Raw genomic sequence first — 16,467 nt, 5'->3', positions numbered from 1 at the left:
TTTAATGGAATTGCCATCACGACTGCGACAGTCCGTCGATGCTGCGCTTGAGGGCGTGGCATTGGCTGATCTGAAACGCGCTTCCGATATGCTGTCGCGTCGTTATCGTGCGGAAACGCGCGATGGGCGGCTGCATATTTCGGATGAGCTTGCTGCAAAAGCTTATCTGGCTGCACGACTGCCTGCGACCTATGCCGCCGTCCGTGCGAGTTTAGAGAGTGTTGCAGAGGTATGCCCTGATTTTGCACCGCAGACCATGCTGGATGTCGGCTGCGGGCCGGGGACGGCCCTATGGGCTGCGCGCGAATGCTGGCCTGATTTATCATCTGCTACCATGATCGAGGCAAGCCCGGCCATCCGCGCGGTTGGAAGCAAGCTTGCCGAAAATATCGGTCTTGATACGGAATGGCGCGCGGGTGATCTGATTAAGGAAAAGCTTGATTTTCCAAAGGCTGATCTTGTGACGATTGCCTATGTTCTGGATGAGCTGGCGCCTCTCGATCGACAAACACTCATTGAGAAACTTTGGGTATCGGCCCGACAGAGCTTTGTTATTGTCGAACCGGGGACGCCTGCTGGCTGGCAACGTATTCTGGACGCGCGCAAGGTGCTTATCGCCAAAGGCGCTTACATTGCAGCGCCCTGTGCTCACCAGCTTGAGTGTCCACTGATTGCACCGGACTGGTGCCATTTTTCGCGCCGCGTTGCGCGTTCGCGTATTCACCGTCTGACCAAAGATGCGGAAGTGCCGTGGGAAGATGAGAAGTTCATCTATCTGGCAGCGACACGTGATCCATCCCTTCATGCTTCTGCGCGGGTGATCGCACCGACGCGTGTCGGTGGCGGCAAGGTCTCAATCAAACTTTGTAATGAGAGTGGATCTTCGGAAGAACGCCTTGTGACCAAGCGTGACGGCGAGCTTTTCCGCTGGGCTCGCCGTGCTGATTGGGGTGACGCTTATTTATGACGCCTGAAGCGCTGTTTGTGCTGCGGGTCTGTTGATGATGAACACCATTGCCGCCGCTGCAAAGCACAGGGCTCCTGCAAGGATGAGAGCTGGCAGGTAGCTGTCATAATCGGTGCGGACAAAGCCCGCGAAGGCTGCTGCGGCTGCTGCTCCCACCTGATGGCCTGTGAATACCCAGCCGAAAACCATTCCAGCTTTTTCGGGGCCGAATTTTTCAGCGGCAAGCTTCACGGTCGGTGGAACGGTTGCAACCCAGTCGAGGCCGTAGAACACAGCGAAAAGGGCGAGCTCATAAAGCGTGAAATCGGTGAAAGTCAGATAGATCAGCGATAATCCGCGCAGCGCATAGAACCAGAACAGCAGCCAGCGATTGTCGAAGCGATCGGAAAGCCAGCCAGCGCCGATCGTGCCGATCAGATCGAACGCGCCAATGACCGCCAGAATGCCGGCGGCACCGACTGGCACGATGCCGAAATCACCGCAAAGGGCAATCCAATGGGTCTGGATCAGACCGTTGGTTGAAAAGCCGCAGACAAAGAAGGTAATGAACAGCACCCAGAAGGTCGAGGTTGACGATACTTCGCGCAAGGTGATCAGCGGTGACGCAAGCAGCGATGCAAAGCTTTTCTTTGGTTCAGGAGCGGGAAGGGGGGCCGTGCGGCCATAAGGCTTGAGGCCAATATCTGCCGGGTGATCACGCATCAAGGCGAGCACCAGCACCAGTGCTGTCATCAGAAAACCAACAACAATGGTCAAAGATGTGCGCCAGCCAATCGTCTGGCTGACACTTGCAAGAATGGGCATGAAGACAAGCTGGCCGGTCGCATTGCTGGCCGTCATGAGGCCAACCACAAGACCGCGACGCTTTTCAAACCAGCGTGCAGCAACGGTTGCGCCCAGAACGAGTGCAGTCATGCCGGTACCAAGGCCGATTATGATGCCCCAAAGACCGACCATCTGCCATTCTTGCGTCATGAAAATCGACCCGATCAGCCCACAGGCGATCATGACAAGTGCCGTCGCAACGACACTGCGCAAGCCGAACTGGTTCATGAAAGCCGCCGCAAAAGGCCCCATCAGTCCGAAGAGCACCAGACGCAGCGCCATGGCGAAGGAAATATTGGCATTGGTCCAGCCAAATTCTCTCTGAAGCGGTTCAATGAGAATGCCAGCCGAGCCCATTGCCGCAGCGGTCGCAAGCATGGTCACGAATGTGATGGCAGCAACAACCCATCCATAATGGATGTTTCGTTCCTGAAGAAAGCTGGCAAGTCTCGCAGAAATCATCGTCGATGCTTTCGGACGTGGGCTGATGTTTTGAACAGCCGCAAATTGAAGGTCAACCCGGTCGCCAGTTAAAGGCACAATGGGCTTTGGTCATTGTTTTTAGTCAAAGGCACGCAGCAGAGTAAGCAATTGCTCCACGCCTTCATTGCCCAGTTTGGCTTCGATTTCTTCCTGAGCCGCATCCCAAAGTGGTCCGCCTTGTTTGACGAGATCGTGGCCGTGTTCGGTCAGCGTGATCTGGATTTCACGATGGTCTTCGCCGTGCGTCTGTTCGATCAAACCCATACGCTGCAGCACCTTTGCATTGCGGCCCATTGTTGAGCGGTCAAGGTCGGCAAGCCGTGCAAGCTCCGTTAATGAGATAGAGCTTGCACGTGCGATTTTTCGCAGCAAGCTGAACTGCGCGACATTGATGCCAAGCGGTGCCAGCGCCTTGTCATAAACGCCGGACGATTTTCTGGCTGCTTGACGCAGAAGAATGCAGAAACATGGATTCGACATAATGCGGGTATATACCCGTAAATAATTGCTGGCAAGTGCCTTTGGATATTGCCGTCATCTTCACACGGCGATGTGAGACGTTTCCTTGACCTCTTCCATTACAGCGTAAGTGTGGGATTCGCGCACACCTGGCAGGGATAGAAGTGCTTCTGATAAAAAGCGCCGATAGTGATCCATGTCCGCGACACGTGCCTTGATCAGATAATCGAAGCCGCCGGCGACCATGTGGCATTCCATAATGTCGGGGTTGCTGCGCGTAAAGCTGGAGAAGGTCTCAAAGACTTCCGGGGTGGTGCGATCCAGTTTGATCTCAATAAAAACCAGCATTGAGCGATCGAGCATTTTGGGCGACAGGAGGGCTGAATAGCCCAGAATATAACCCTCGCGTGTCAGTCGTTTCACCCGTTCAGCGGTGGCCGTCTGCGAAAGATGAATGCGATCGGCAAGTTCAGTGTTGGTCAGGCGCCCGTTTTCCTGAAGCGCAGACAAAATGTTTTTGTCCATCACATCGAGATTTTTCATCTTGTCCCCATCGACCACCTGCATGGGTGGCTTCTTTGTTTGTTTGCAAATAATCTGCGTACGAAATGAATCTGAATTCCAGGCCGGGCGCAAGGCAAAATTTTTGAAGCATAGTTAAATTACGGCTGCACTACACGGTTTGGTAGAAGGCTACAGCGATAGTCTTGACAGTTGTAGGATGGTGCAATCCATAGCAGTATGTGCGCGTACTGAAAGTGATACTGCACGCATAGCATTCAGGCTTTGCATAATGGCTTTGGGCAGGTGTTATACCCACGGCAGGCCGGAAAAGGTACTCCAGCCTTTAGCCAATTTGTCCGTGTCAAGGACAAGGGAGAATCCGGACTATTTAAAGAAGTCCGGATTTTCTGTTCGTGTTGCTGCTGAAACAGTCGGAACGTTTTTATTTGGTAACTTACTGGCCGCGCTGATAGCGAAGGCGGCTGGTTTTGCGGTTTTAAATTTTCCAGTTGCAAGCGATGCAAGGGAAGGCTAACAGTATCGTCATGAACATTTCGCGCATTGACACAAAAATCTGGTGGTGGGCTCGCTAAAAGCGGCCACGCAGGCGTTTGTGCATTTGCGTTTTAGAAACAGGCCGCTGGGATTATCCGGGCGGCCTTTTTGTTTGGCTGTTTGAATAAGACCGGGTCTTGGAAGTGCTCGATAACGAATAACACTTGGGAATTGCCAGTCATGAATGCGAAGATTGCGGATAGCGAGATATTCACGCACGAGACAGCGGGCGGCATTGTTGTCGAACGCGTGCGCCATCTGACTGCTTATAAGGGAGCCATCGAGACTTATATCGATGCTCTCAATGAGCGGCGGGGCGCGGTCTTTTCGTCCAATTACGAATATCCGGGCCGCTATACGCGATGGGACACGGCAATTGTTGATCCGCCGGTGGTGATCACCTCACGTGCGCGCCAAATGCGGATTGAAGCGCTGAATAAGCGCGGCGTCATCCTGCTGCGTCCGATCCTCAAGACGGTTGAGGCACTTTCCGAAGTGAAGGTCGATAAGGCCGATGAAGATCGCATCGAGCTGACGATTGCCGAGCCTACCGGCACATTTACCGAAGAAGAGCGCTCGCGTATGCCTTCGGTCTTCACCGTGCTGCGTGCAATTGTCGGCCTGTTCTTCTCCGAAGAAGATGCAAATCTCGGCCTTTATGGTGCATTTGGCTATGATCTCGCATTCCAGTTTGATCCGATCCAGTACAAGCTGAAGCGTCCAGACGATCAGCGTGATCTGGTGCTTTTCATTCCTGATGAAATCTTTGTGGCGGATCACTACTCGGCGCGCGCATGGGTGGATCGGTATGAGTTTAGCTGTGGCGGTTCTTCGACGCATGATCTGGCACGCGCTACGCCAGCGCAGCCATTCAAACCTGCTGAGCGTGATCTGCCGCGCGGCGATCACAATCCGGGCGAATATGCCAAGCTGGTTGAACGCGCGAAGGATAGTTTCAAGCGTGGTGATCTGTTTGAAGTTGTGCCGGGACAGACTTTCTATGAGCGCTGCCACACAGCACCTTCGGAAATCTTCCGTCGTCTGAAGTCGATTAATCCATCGCCTTATTCGTTCTTCATCAATCTTGGAGAGAACGAATATCTGGTCGGCTCTTCGCCAGAGATGTTCGTGCGCGTCAATGGTCGCCGCATCGAGACCTGCCCGATTTCGGGTACGATCAAACGCGGTGAAGATGCGATTTCGGATTCTGAGCAGATTCTGAAACTGCTCAATTCCAAGAAAGACGAATCCGAGCTGACCATGTGTTCGGATGTCGATCGCAACGACAAAAGCCGGGTTTGTGAGCCGGGTTCGGTGCGGGTGATCGGTCGTCGTCAGATCGAAATGTATTCGCGTCTGATCCACACGGTTGACCATATTGAAGGCCGTTTGCGTGACGGGATGGATGCTTTTGATGGCTTCCTCAGCCATGCCTGGGCTGTGACTGTGACCGGCGCGCCAAAGCTCTGGGCCATGCGTTTCCTTGAAGAAAACGAGCGCAGCCCGCGTGCATGGTATGGTGGTGCTGTCGGCATGATGCACTTTAACGGTGACATGAATACCGGCCTCACACTGCGCACAATCCGCATCAAGGAAGGTGTGGCCGAAATTCGTGCTGGTGCGACGCTGCTGTTTGATTCCAATCCTGAAGAGGAAGAAGCCGAAACCGAATTAAAGGCATCCGCGATGATCGCTGCTGTGCGTGAAGCGCAGAAGAGCAATCAGGTTGCAGAAGAGCGCGTGGCGGCAAAGGTGGGCGAGGGGATTTCGATCCTGCTGGTCGATCACGAAGATTCCTTCGTGCATACACTCGCTAATTACTTCCGCCAGACGGGTGCAACGGTTGCAACCGTGCGTTCGCCGGTCGCCGAAGAGGTGTTCGACCGCATCAATCCTGATCTTGTCGTGTTGTCGCCCGGACCGGGCACGCCACAGGATTTTGATTGCAAGGCAACCATCGACAAGGCGCGCAAGCGTCAGCTGCCGATTTTCGGCGTCTGCCTTGGCCTTCAGGCGCTGGCAGAAGCCTATGGCGGGACGCTGCGCCAGCTGCGCATTCCGATGCATGGCAAGCCATCGCGTATCCGGGTCTCAAAGCCTGAGCGCATCTTCTCAGGTCTGCCGAAGGAAGTAACGGTTGGCCGTTACCACTCGATCTTTGCCGATCCTGAACGTTTGCCGGATGATTTTCTGGTAACGGCGGAAACGGAAGACGGTGTCATCATGGCCTTTGAACATAAGAAAGAGCCCGTGGCCGCCGTTCAGTTCCACCCGGAATCCATCATGACACTGGGGCATAATGCAGGGATGCGGATGATCGAAAATGTTGTGACGCATCTGGCAGGTAAGCACAAAGCGCGTCGCAGTAATTATTAAACTTGATTTTACGTAACGATCCAAGGACCGGCCATGGTGAAAACTGCGGCCGGTTTTTTCATTTATCGAATTAAAAAACAACGCTTTTTCAGAGCTGCTTTAGGGCGCGTTTCGATCTGATTTTATCAGATCGGCGCTCTAACTCTTTTTACCTTAAGCATAATATTATCGATCCTCGTTTCACTCCGGTCGGATGATGCTTTAGCAAACCATTTGCAAGTGTAATGCATTGCATTCGCAGGAGAAAATTAAATCGCTGAAGTAAAAAAGAGGGTTTCGATTTCGCCATCTTATGCGTTATAGAACGGCAATCGAAAAGGTGTTGACTGGCTTTGCCAGAGTGAATGCGCTGTGAGCTTGATATTAAGCTAGAACCCCGCTGGACGGGATAAGAATTTAAGTATCTGAAGGTTTGTAATGGACGCGAATGTAAAAGTTCGGCGGCTCGCCGCTTGGTCGATTCCTGTTGCGCTGGGCGTGATGGGGCTGAAATATCTGGCCTATGCGCTGACTGGCTCTGTGGCACTTTATTCGGATGCTCTGGAATCTATCGTCAATGTCATCGCGGCAGTTGGGGCGTGGTGGGCGATCAGTGTCAGTCATAAACCTGCAGACGGCAATCATCCTTTTGGACATCATAAGGCCGAGTATATCTCAGCGGTCGTCGAAGGTGTTCTGATCACGATCGCAGCACTTTTGATTGCCAAAGAAGCGTGGTCAGCATTGCAGGCGCCGCACCAGATGGAAGAGCCGTGGCTCGGCCTTGCGATTAATATGGGTGCTGCTGCGATAAATGCCTTCTGGGCCATGCTGCTCATTCGTACGGGCCGCAGTGCGCGTTCACCGGCGCTGGAAGCCGATGGCCAGCATATTATGACTGACGTGTTTACATCGGTCGGTGTTCTGATCGGTCTTGTTGGAGCCGTGGTCACAGGCTGGGCAATCCTTGATCCGTTGCTTGCCATTCTGGTTGCGATCAACATTCTCTGGCAGGGCTGGGGTGTCATCAATAAATCCATACAGGGCTTGATGGATATTGGTGTCGAGCCTGTGGAGGAAATGCGGATTCGCGATGTGATTTCGGCAAATGCCGGCGGTGCGATTGAGGTTCATGATCTCAAGACCCGCATTGCAGGCAGTGTGACCTTCATCGAATTTCATCTGGTTGTGGCCGCTGATATGAGTGTTGGCGACGCGCATATCATTTGCGACCGAATCGAAGATGCGTTGAAGGCACAGATCGACAGTGCGCGCGTCGTGATCCATGTTGAACCGGAGGACGAGGCGAAACTACCGATTGGCACGAGTTCAGTGCCTTTTGCTTAAATCTTTCAGCTGTTACCTATTTTTCACATAAAGAGCTGAAAGACCAAAACCTGCGCTGTGCATATCGGCGTAATGATGCGTGAAATTAAAGTAGTAAAACATGCCCGGCAGGGCTTCACTCGTTGTCCAGAATTTTGCGCCTTCGCCAAAGTCTGAAGCCGCAATATTTGGAAAAATTGTCGGATTGACTTTTGAGCCGTCACAGGCTGCACTTAAAAGTGCTTCTAGTTCTTCGCCGGATGGTAACCGCCAGCCAGCTCCCTTCGTCCGAGCAGCAGAAACTGCATCTGTCTGGGTCATCAAATCAGGTTGGCCTGTGCATCGTGCGAGCGCTTCGTTCCAGGCCATTCCGCTGGCGCAACGCTGCCAGATAAGGCCATTTTTGGTATCAAGAACGGTTTCATTCTTCACTTGCAGGGATGAAGCGCCTGAAACTGTGCAGGCTGCAAAAGCTGGTTGTGTGCAGAGTGCGAACACGGCAAGCGTGGGAATCAAAGTTAAGCGCATTTCAAGTTCCGTTCTTTAAAGGGCGGCGCATAGGCAGGCTTTGCGATGTTTTAGTGGCGGTTACCTGTAAAAAATAAAAGCTGATGGATTTTGTTTTTGCTTGCCGCAGTCTTGCACGTTTCAAACCTCACGTGTAAAAGCGTCTCCATGGTTATGAAGAACGCAACATCTTTGGAACATTACGCAGCCGCTTTGAGCGCGCGCGTGAATGTTTGCGTTCTAAACTCGCTTCTTACCCTCGGCCTTAGCGGCGATCGCCGGGCTCGTTGAAAGGAGCGTCCGGCGGTCGATTGAGGTCCCGCTGACGCATGCTCCTTTCTCAAAATCCGAATTTGAATTTTAAGACGAGATATCCGTGTTGTTACGACAGTGCAGAACTGTTCAGTACGCCGGGAGGATGAGATGACCATGAATCAAAATGTAAACACGCCGAATCCCGCAGCGCAGCATAAAGGTATGCCAGACGCGGCTACTAAATATTCGCCGTTTCCTTACCCAAAGCTCGATGACCGCACATGGCCGTCAAAGCGCATTGAGAAGGCACCAATCTGGTGTTCGGTTGATCTGCGCGATGGCAATCAGGCATTGGTTGACCCGATGGGTCATGATCGCAAGGAACGCATGTTCCGCCTGCTGGTCGATATGGGTTTCCCGGAAATCGAAATTGGCTTTCCATCGGCGTCGCAGACCGATTTCGACTTTTGCCGCTGGGCAATCGAGCAGGGCGACACGCCTGATGACGTTGACTTGCAGGTGCTTGTGCAGTGCCGTCCAGAATTGATTACGCGGACCTTTGAAGCACTGGAAGGTGCGAAGACGCCAATCATACACTTCTACAATTCGACCAGTGAATTGCAGCGTCGCGTCGTTTTCAACAAGGACGTCAAGGGCATCAAGCAGATTGCAACCGATGCCGCAAAGATGATCATGGATATGGCTGCGAAGGCAGGCGGTGGCTATCGCTTCCAGTATTCGCCGGAAAGCTTTACCGGCACCGAGCTGGAAGTGGCGCTGGAAATCTGCAATGCGGTGACAGAAATCGTCAAGCCGACTGCGGAAAACAAGCTGATCCTCAATCTGCCATCGACGGTCGAAATGAACACGCCAAATGTTTATGCCGACCAGATCGAATGGATGTGCCGTAATCTCGACAATCGCGAAAACCTGATCATTTCGCTGCATCCGCACAATGATCGTGGAACGGGTATCGCCGCAACTGAACTGGGCCTGATGGCGGGTGCTGATCGCGTTGAAGGCACGTTGTTTGGCAATGGCGAACGCACCGGCAATGTCGATGTGGTGACGCTGGCGCTCAACATGTATACGCAGGGCATTGATCCAATGCTGGATTGCACAGACATCAATCGTATGAAGGATGTCTACGAATATTCGAACCAGCTGAAGATCGCAGAGCGTCATCCTTATGTTGGCGAACTGGTTTACACCGCTTTCTCAGGCTCGCATCAGGATGCGATCAACAAGGGCATGAAGGTTCGCAAGACCGCCAATTCGCCAATCTGGGAAGTGCCTTATCTGCCAATTGATCCGCAGGATGTTGGCCGCTCCTATGAAGCGATCATCCGCATCAATTCGCAGTCAGGCAAGGGCGGTATCGCTTATATTCTACAGGCTGACTATGGTCTGAACCTGCCGCGCAATTTGCAGGTTGAGTTCCGTGAGATCATTCAGAACATCACGGATGATGAAGGCAAGGAACTGCCATCCAAGCGCATTCATGACGAGTTCCAGAAACTCTATGTTGAGCAGGCGGAGGGTCGTATCAAGTTCGTAGATCACCACACCTATCCTGATCCGGAACAGAAGGGTCGCCGCATCCTGACCGCCGAAATCACCGATAATGGCGTGACGAAGAATATTGAAGGCAAGGGCACAGGCCCAATTGACGGCTTTATTGATGCGCTGTCGAAATATCTCGGTGTGAAGATGTCGGTTGTCGATTATTCCGAGCATTCGCTCAAGCAGGGGTCTGATGCATCGGCAATTTCTTATGTTGAAATTGCCTATCCCGATGGAAAATTGTTCGGCGCTGGTATCAACGACAATATCGTGAGCGCTTCGCTTGAAGCGATTGTCTCGGCGGCCAATCGGGTGATTGGCAAGTGAGTTGAAAGAAAAGGCGGCTTTTATGCCGCCTTTTTTAGAGCGCGTCCCGAAAAGTGTGAAACGGCTTTCGGACAAAGATGCGTGTTAAAATACGCTCTAATAGAGTTTGTCTTCAGAAATTTTGATGATGCGTTCGCTCTCATCTTCAATGCCGTGCTGTTCCCACTGGCATAGCCAGCCGCCTTGCGGCTTCCGATCAACAGCGAAGATGTTATAACGTGCGGGGGGCTTATGCCCGCCGAAATTCTGGCTGGCTGACGGCACACAGATAACCGGCACTTGTCCGGTCGGCCCATTGATATCATAGCGGGTTGCGAGATGTGTATGGCCATGAATGACCAGTTCGGCACCGTGCTTGCGAATGACATTCTGGAAACGACGGATGCCATAAAGCCGCTTATGCGTCGGCGTGGCGCCGCGGATGGGTGGATGGTGGATCATCACAACGCGAAAAAGTCCGCGTGCGCCTGCTTCATCAAGCGCCATGGCAAGGCGCTTGGCCTGCGCGGATTTAAAATCACCACTGGCCATGAAGGGAGCGGTCGCGCGTGCAGACGATACGCCGATTAGCGCCACTGGTCCGCGTTCGCGCATATAGGGAAACACGGGTCGCTTGCCGTGATTATGCACGCCATCGCCACGCATCCATGGCTCCCATTTGCGGCAGGATTTATCCAGCGCACCGGGCACATAGGCATCGTGGTTTCCCGGAACGACAGATACGTTGTCAGGATCGCCCAGTTGCATGAGCCAGTCATGGGCGATGTCGATTTCCAGATTGAGCGCAAGGTTTACCAGATCGCCAGTGACCGCAATATGATCGGGATTTTGCGCCAGCATATCGGCAATCAGATTGTCCAGCACCGTGCCGTGCATCGCGTTTTTACGGTTACGCAGCCAGTTGATATAACCTGTGATACGTTTCGACGCCAATTCGCGATAGCGAATGCGGGGGAGAGGCGACAGATGGATGTCGGAAATATGGGCAAGACGAAACATATAATTGGTGTACTGTATTATTTTTTAAATCGAAACCGTGTTTAGCGACTTTTTGTTGATGACTTTGCTTCAATGATTTTATCAGGAATATTTGCTCAGGATCGACGGTATGCCCTTCCGCCACTTTTTATTTCATACCTATTTTTTGCTTACGCGCCCGATGACACTGGGTGTCAGGGCAGTTGTATTTGATGAGAAAAAAAACTCTGTTTTTTTGGTCAAGCATACTTACGTACCCGGCTGGCAATTGCCAGGCGGCGGCGTTGATCGTGGCGAGACATTTGCGCAGGCACTGGAAAAGGAGCTGCGTGAAGAAGGCAATATTTACCTCACCGGTCGACCGCAGCTTTTTGCGCTTTATAAAAACGCCCATGCTTCAAAGCGCGATCATGTGGCGCTTTATGTTTGCCGTGCGTTCGAGCAGACGGAGCCTAAACAGCGAGACAGGGAGATCGCCGAGGCCGGGTTTTTTTCGTTGGATAATCTGCCTGAAGGCACAACGCCTTCAACCAAGCGTCGCTTGCAGGAAGCGCTGCATGATCTTGATCCTCTGCCACACTGGTAGGAGAAAGGGCGCTTTCGCGCCCTCCATTTGAGACATTAGAAGCGGTAGGTGATACCGGTGCCGATCAGCCATGGGTTGAGCTTGGCTTTGCCGCTGACCTGCGTGCCGCCTGCCAGAGTGGCGTCGAATTTTGGTTCAAGGAACAGCTTCTTCACGTCGAAGTTGATACCCCAATGCTCATTGAGCATGTAGTCGAAGCCGATCTGAAGCGCACCGCCAAAGGTGTTCTTGACCTTGAGATAATCAACGCCTGCGGCATCCTGATTGTAGAAGATTGTGTAGTTCACGCCTGCACCGACATAGGGCTTGAAAGCACCGAAGTTGGTGAAGTGATACTGCATGGTGAGCGTTGGAGGCAGCATCCAGACTTTGCCAATCTTGCCCAGACCTTCGATCGAACCCCTGCCGTTGATGTTGGCATAGGTGGTGCCAAGGATGAGTTCAGCAGCCAGATTGTCGGTGAAGTAATAGGTGATGTCGAGTTCAGGCGTGATCGACTTTGAGTAATCGAGACCGGAACCATCAACGCCGTTTACGTAACCCTTGTTTTCGGCGACCACACCAAGCGCACGCACGCGAATCTGCCATGGCGACAAAGCCTGTGGCACGGCAACGATTTCGGTCGCAGGCTGGGCCACAATCGCATCAGCAGCAAAAGCTGCGGGTGCTGTTAATGTCAGTGCTGTTGCTGCGAGGAGCCCTTTGGCAAAGCGGTTCATCAGTCTCTCCTAAAATTCTTAACCTGAAAGTCCTGGGTAGTGATGGCCGCAATCTGGACCACACAACAATGCGGCCCATTGATTTGGATCAATGGGCCGCTCTGGTTATGTGTAGCAGATGCTGTTTGGAGGGGACTGTTGCAGGAAAGTCTCAATTGTCGAAGCGGTTCCGGTCATGCGGTGCGAAGAAGTCGATTTGCGGGCCAGCAGGAACAATGCCGGTCGGGTTGATCGTCTTGTGGCTGCGATAATAATGGCCTTTGATGTGCTCCATATTCACGGTCGGGGCCACGCCCGCAACCTGATACAGGTCGCGCGTGTAATTGGAGAGATTTGGATAATCCGCAATGCGTCGCAGATTGCATTTGAAGTGCCCGACATAGACCGGATCAAAGCGCAATAGCGTGGTGAACAGACGCCAGTCGGCTTCTGTGAGGCTTGGGCCTGCCAGATAGCGCTGCTTCGAAAGTTTTTCCTCCAGCGCATCAAGCGCTGTGAAGACTTGTCCAAAGGCTTCTTCATAGGCTTCTTGTGAAGTCGCAAAGCCAGCCCGGTAAACACCGTTGTTGATGTTTGGATAGACGAACTCGTTAATGGCATCGATCTCGCTGCGAAGGGCTTCTGGATAAAGATCAAGTGACGCGTCGCCAAACGCATTGAAAGCCGAATTGAGCATTCTGATAATCTCAGATGACTCATTTGAAACAATCGTCTCGCGTTGCTTGTCCCAGAGAACGGGAACAGTGACGCGACCGGAATAGGTCGGATCGGCGCGGGTATAAATCTCATGCAGGCGCTTTGCGCCATAAAGCGCGTCGCCCGTGCTGCCGGTGGTGCCGTAGAAAGTCCAGCCTTCCTCGAGCATGAGATAATCGACAGCCGAGATGGAGATGACATCTTCGAGCTTTTTCAAAGCACGGACGATCAGCGTGCGATGCGCCCATGGGCAGGCATAGGAGACATAGAGGTGATAGCGACCTGCTTCAGCCTTAAAGCCACCTTCGCCGGTTGGGCCTGCGCTGCCATCCTTTGTCACCCAGTTGCGAAACTGCGATTTTGAACGCTCAAAGCGGCCTTTTGTGCTTTCGGTGTCGTACCAGACATCGTGCCACTTGCCATCGACCAGAAGTCCCATGTGAATTCTCCTTTTGACAGGAAAATAGAGCAAAAACTGCCATTTTGCACCCGTCAAAGCCGTGAACAGTGCGTAACGGTGCCAAAAAGAGAAGTTAGTACCGCCAATTTGAAAGAAAATGTTTTACGAATGATCAATTTGGTGATAGGTGGGTTTCAAATTGCGGCACCCGTTGATGTTCCGCCGCTCAGGAGAGAAGTATGACCGGAATGCGTTTCATCCGACGATGAAATTGGGACTGTGCTTAAAACGCACGGAATGCATTCCATTGGCCTTTTGGCTGCCGACTTCTCTTCAGGCAATTTTACCCATGCAACAGCTTGAACTGACCTACGCGCAGGAAGACCCGGCGCACGACATTGAGATCGAAGATATGAATGCGGAAGCGTTCGGTCCCGGTCGTTTTACCCGTGCAGCGCACTTTATCCGGGAGGGTGGGCCTCACGACCAGAGCCTGTCGTTTGTCGCGCTGATGGGCGGCATTGTTATCGGATCGCTGCGTATGACACCTGTTGTCGTGGGGGAAACTCCGGCCTTGCTGCTGGGGCCACTTGCTGTGCGGCCGGACTGGAAAAAGCGCGGCATTGGCAGCGCATTGATGCGGATGTCATTGGAAGCTGCAAAGAATGCTGGCCACAAACTGGTCATTCTTGTTGGCGATGAGCCCTATTATGGACCATTTGGGTTTCATATGGTGCAGCCCGGTTCGATGATTATGCCTGCACCAGTCGATCCCCGGCGGATGCTCGCCTGCGAACTGGTACCGGGTGCACTCAATGGGGCAGACGGTGTCGTGCGTCACGCAAACAGAGCGTAAAGCATTAAAAGAAGGGAAAGCGAGGGCGGTTTAGCGCCCTTCGCGATACCACATACTGCCGAAGATAAAGAGCAGAGCGGCCAGCGCAAATAATCCTGAGAACAATGGCAGACGATTGACGCTTTTAAGTTGCGTATCGGTGGTTTCGCGCAGACCGATCCAGTTACTGCCGCTGGCAGTGCGACCAGTGCTGACAGCTGTGATCGCAGGCACCTGAACGGAACTATCAGCACTTTCATGAACGCGGTGAACGGAGCCGCCTGTTGCATCAGTCAGTGGCTTGAGGCGGTCGGTCGTGGAAATGCTGTCTGCAAATTCCGGCGCATCGACAGGGCCGACATGGGCAAGTGTTTCCAGATCGCCATTCTTCACGTGGAAGATGCCGACTTCATCGGTTTGCAGCGAACCTGTGAAGAGACCGGGTTTCCCCTGTGCAAGGTTGACCTGCAATTGTTTGCCGGATGGCGTGGTGACAGCAGCATTTCCTGGATTGTCCCCCATCGTCTGGCGCTGGATTGAAAGCGTGCGGCCGTTGCCATTGGCGGTCAGTGCTTCTTCTTCCAGTTCCGGCTCCTGCATCAGCCAGTGCGCGATACGGCGGTAAAGCGCGGCATAAGGGCCGCCGCCTTCAAAACCACGCGCCCAAAGCCAGCCTTGGTCAGACAGGAACATGCCGACACGGCCCTTTCCGACCCGGTCGAGGACCAGAAGCGGCTTGCCATCTGCGCCACTCATAACGGTCTCGCCCCGCGTTGGGCCAATATCGATGGTGCGGAACCATCGGCTCCAGTGCGGAGGCTCCTGATCGCTGCCATCGAGGCCGCGGGTAACGGGATGCCGTTTGCCAAGGTCCGTCAGGCGCGGATAGAAAGCTTTTTCGGTGACTGTGCCTGTGGGCATGGCTGGCAGTGCGCTGTAAAGTGGCGTTTGTGCAATTGACATGTCGCCCGCATATTCGGGGCCGGCCGCCACCAGCAAAGCGCCACCATTTTCCACATATTGTGCAATATAATCATAATAAAGCAGCGGCAGCACATCGCGATGCTGATAGCGATCCAGAATGATGAGGTCGAATTCATTGACCTTATCAACAAAAAGCTCGCGTGTTGGAAAAGCGATCAGGGATAACTCATTGATCGGTGTGCCGTCCTGCTTTTCTGGCGGACGCAGAATGGTGAAGTGGACGAGATCAACCGCCGCATCGGATTTAAGCAGATTTCGCCATGTGCGTTCGCCGTTATGCGGTTCTCCTGAAACCAGAAGCACGCGCAGATTCTCACGAATGCCGTCAATTGTCGCAACCGCATGGTTGTTGGAATCGGTTACTTCGCCCGGAAGGGTCGGTGTTGAAATCTCGACAATATTGACGCCTGCGCGCGGCAGCTCGATGGTGACAGGTGTTTCCTGTCCGACCTGCGCCTGTTCTTTGCTCACAGCCTCGCCATTCACACGGATCTCTACAGGTGCGGAACTTCCAAGGCTTTTGCCTTCATCGATCACGGTAAAGGACATTTCCAGCGGCTTGCCGCTGATGCCATAGCGCGGGGCCTTGTTGAATTTGATGCGGCGGTCGAATTCGTCAGGTTTACCTGTGACGAGCGCATGAACCGGCGCATCAAACCCAAGCGCGTTTTTATTGGCAGGAATATCATGCACCTGACCGTCGGTGATCATGATTGCACCAGCCACACGCGACGGCGGCACATCAAGCAGCAGGCGAGCCAGCGGTCCAAACAGGCGCGTTGCATAACCGTCTTCGTTTTCGCCGGGCTGTGCCGCTTCCACCACGCGGGTTTCAAATTGCGGCATGGTTGCAAGCTGGTCTTGCACCGCTTTGAGCGCCTGATCTGTATCGGCTTGGCGCGCTCCCAGTTGCTGGCTCTGGCTGCGATCAACGACAAGGGCCACAACACTTTTAAGCGGTTCGCGTTCTTCATTGATGATGACGGGATTAAACAGCGCCAATGCGAGGGCAAGGGCTGCAAGCATACGAAGCAATCCGCCACGCATGCGCAGCAAAATTGTTGCAAGGACAAGCAATGCCAGCGGTGCCAGAATGCCAATCAGCCAAGGCAGGGTGAGAAATGGTTCGAATTCGATATTCAT

General features: G+C 53.2%; 15 protein-coding genes. 7 read left to right on the top strand and 8 right to left on the bottom strand.

Going from position 1 to position 16,467, the window contains the following annotated elements; all coding sequences use genetic code 11:
• Positions 1-4 precede the first annotated feature (4 nt).
• Positions 5-967: a small ribosomal subunit Rsm22 family protein gene (locus ABE530_RS06375; RefSeq protein ID WP_499693990.1), complete on the top strand. Its 963-nt coding sequence runs from the start codon at positions 5-7 to the stop codon at positions 965-967.
• Here the strand turns inward: ABE530_RS06375 and ABE530_RS06370 are convergent.
• From ABE530_RS06370 to ABE530_RS06360, 3 genes are all read right to left on the bottom strand, one after another.
• On the bottom strand, positions 962-2,254 hold the full coding sequence (locus tag ABE530_RS06370; RefSeq protein WP_499693989.1) for an MFS transporter: 1,293 nt from the start codon (positions 2,252-2,254) through the stop codon (positions 962-964). The two genes, ABE530_RS06375 and ABE530_RS06370, sit on opposite strands and share 6 nt — an antisense overlap.
• Before the next feature lie 99 nt (positions 2,255-2,353).
• On the bottom strand, positions 2,354-2,755 hold the full coding sequence (locus ABE530_RS06365) for a MarR family winged helix-turn-helix transcriptional regulator (RefSeq protein WP_265985610.1): 402 nt from the start codon (positions 2,753-2,755) through the stop codon (positions 2,354-2,356).
• Positions 2,756-2,815: 60 nt separating this feature from the next.
• On the bottom strand, positions 2,816-3,277 hold the full coding sequence (locus ABE530_RS06360; protein WP_265985704.1) for an Lrp/AsnC ligand binding domain-containing protein: 462 nt from the start codon (positions 3,275-3,277) through the stop codon (positions 2,816-2,818).
• A 250-nt stretch (positions 3,278-3,527) separates the two neighbouring features.
• Between ABE530_RS06360 and ABE530_RS06355 the strand changes: the two genes are divergently transcribed.
• The 3 genes from ABE530_RS06355 (at position 3,528) to ABE530_RS06345 (ending at position 7,495) form a co-directional block, all read left to right on the top strand.
• Positions 3,528-3,773 (top strand): hypothetical protein, encoded by a 246-nt coding sequence (locus tag ABE530_RS06355; protein WP_499693988.1) that lies wholly within the window; start codon positions 3,528-3,530, stop codon positions 3,771-3,773.
• A gap of 200 nt (positions 3,774-3,973) precedes the next feature.
• Complete coding sequence (locus ABE530_RS06350; protein ID WP_499693987.1) at positions 3,974-6,169, top strand: anthranilate synthase component I; 2,196 nt, start codon at positions 3,974-3,976, stop codon at positions 6,167-6,169.
• A gap of 417 nt (positions 6,170-6,586) precedes the next feature.
• Complete coding sequence (locus ABE530_RS06345) at positions 6,587-7,495, top strand: cation diffusion facilitator family transporter (protein ID WP_499693986.1); 909 nt, start codon at positions 6,587-6,589, stop codon at positions 7,493-7,495.
• A 12-nt stretch (positions 7,496-7,507) separates the two neighbouring features.
• Here ABE530_RS06345 and ABE530_RS06340 read toward each other — a convergent pair whose 3' ends face one another.
• Positions 7,508-8,002: an Lcl C-terminal domain-containing protein gene (locus ABE530_RS06340; protein WP_499693985.1), complete on the bottom strand. Its 495-nt coding sequence runs from the start codon at positions 8,000-8,002 to the stop codon at positions 7,508-7,510.
• 408 nt (positions 8,003-8,410) lie between these two features.
• Between ABE530_RS06340 and leuA the strand changes: the two genes are divergently transcribed.
• Entirely contained in the window at positions 8,411-10,126 is a 1,716-nt protein-coding gene (leuA, locus tag ABE530_RS06335) for a 2-isopropylmalate synthase (protein ID WP_499694092.1), read from the top strand.
• A 96-nt stretch (positions 10,127-10,222) separates the two neighbouring features.
• Here the strand turns inward: leuA and ABE530_RS06330 are convergent, their stop codons facing one another.
• Entirely contained in the window at positions 10,223-11,125 is a 903-nt protein-coding gene (locus tag ABE530_RS06330) for a metallophosphoesterase family protein (protein ID WP_499693984.1), read from the bottom strand.
• 109 nt (positions 11,126-11,234) lie between these two features.
• On the opposite strand from ABE530_RS06330, the gene ABE530_RS06325 reads away from it, so the two are divergent.
• Positions 11,235-11,690 carry an NUDIX domain-containing protein gene (locus ABE530_RS06325; protein WP_499693983.1) on the top strand — a complete coding sequence of 152 codons (456 nt, stop codon included), beginning with the start codon at positions 11,235-11,237 and terminating at the stop codon, positions 11,688-11,690.
• Between the two features lie 35 nt (positions 11,691-11,725).
• Here the strand turns inward: ABE530_RS06325 and ABE530_RS06320 are convergent, their stop codons facing one another.
• Together ABE530_RS06320 and ABE530_RS06315 are read right to left on the bottom strand one after the other, a co-directional pair.
• Complete coding sequence (locus tag ABE530_RS06320) at positions 11,726-12,409, bottom strand: OmpW/AlkL family protein (RefSeq protein ID WP_499693982.1); 684 nt, start codon at positions 12,407-12,409, stop codon at positions 11,726-11,728.
• A 151-nt stretch (positions 12,410-12,560) separates the two neighbouring features.
• A complete protein-coding gene (locus ABE530_RS06315; protein ID WP_499693981.1) occupies positions 12,561-13,544 on the bottom strand; it encodes a glutathione S-transferase family protein in 984 nt (327 codons plus the stop codon).
• A 310-nt stretch (positions 13,545-13,854) separates the two neighbouring features.
• Between ABE530_RS06315 and ABE530_RS06310 the strand changes: the two genes are divergently transcribed.
• Positions 13,855-14,361, top strand: coding sequence for a GNAT family N-acetyltransferase (locus ABE530_RS06310; protein WP_265985589.1), 507 nt, complete (start codon positions 13,855-13,857; stop codon positions 14,359-14,361).
• 30 nt (positions 14,362-14,391) lie between these two features.
• On the opposite strand, the gene ABE530_RS06305 is transcribed toward ABE530_RS06310, so the two are convergent.
• Positions 14,392-16,467 carry a hypothetical protein gene (locus ABE530_RS06305; protein WP_499693980.1) on the bottom strand — a complete coding sequence of 692 codons (2,076 nt, stop codon included), beginning with the start codon at positions 16,465-16,467 and terminating at the stop codon, positions 14,392-14,394.

This window comes from Brucella sp. TWI559, from assembly GCF_039674265.1.
In the GTDB taxonomy this organism is placed as follows: domain Bacteria; phylum Pseudomonadota; class Alphaproteobacteria; order Rhizobiales; family Rhizobiaceae; genus Brucella; species Brucella chromiisoli.
This window is presented reverse-complemented; position numbering and strand designations above follow the sequence as displayed.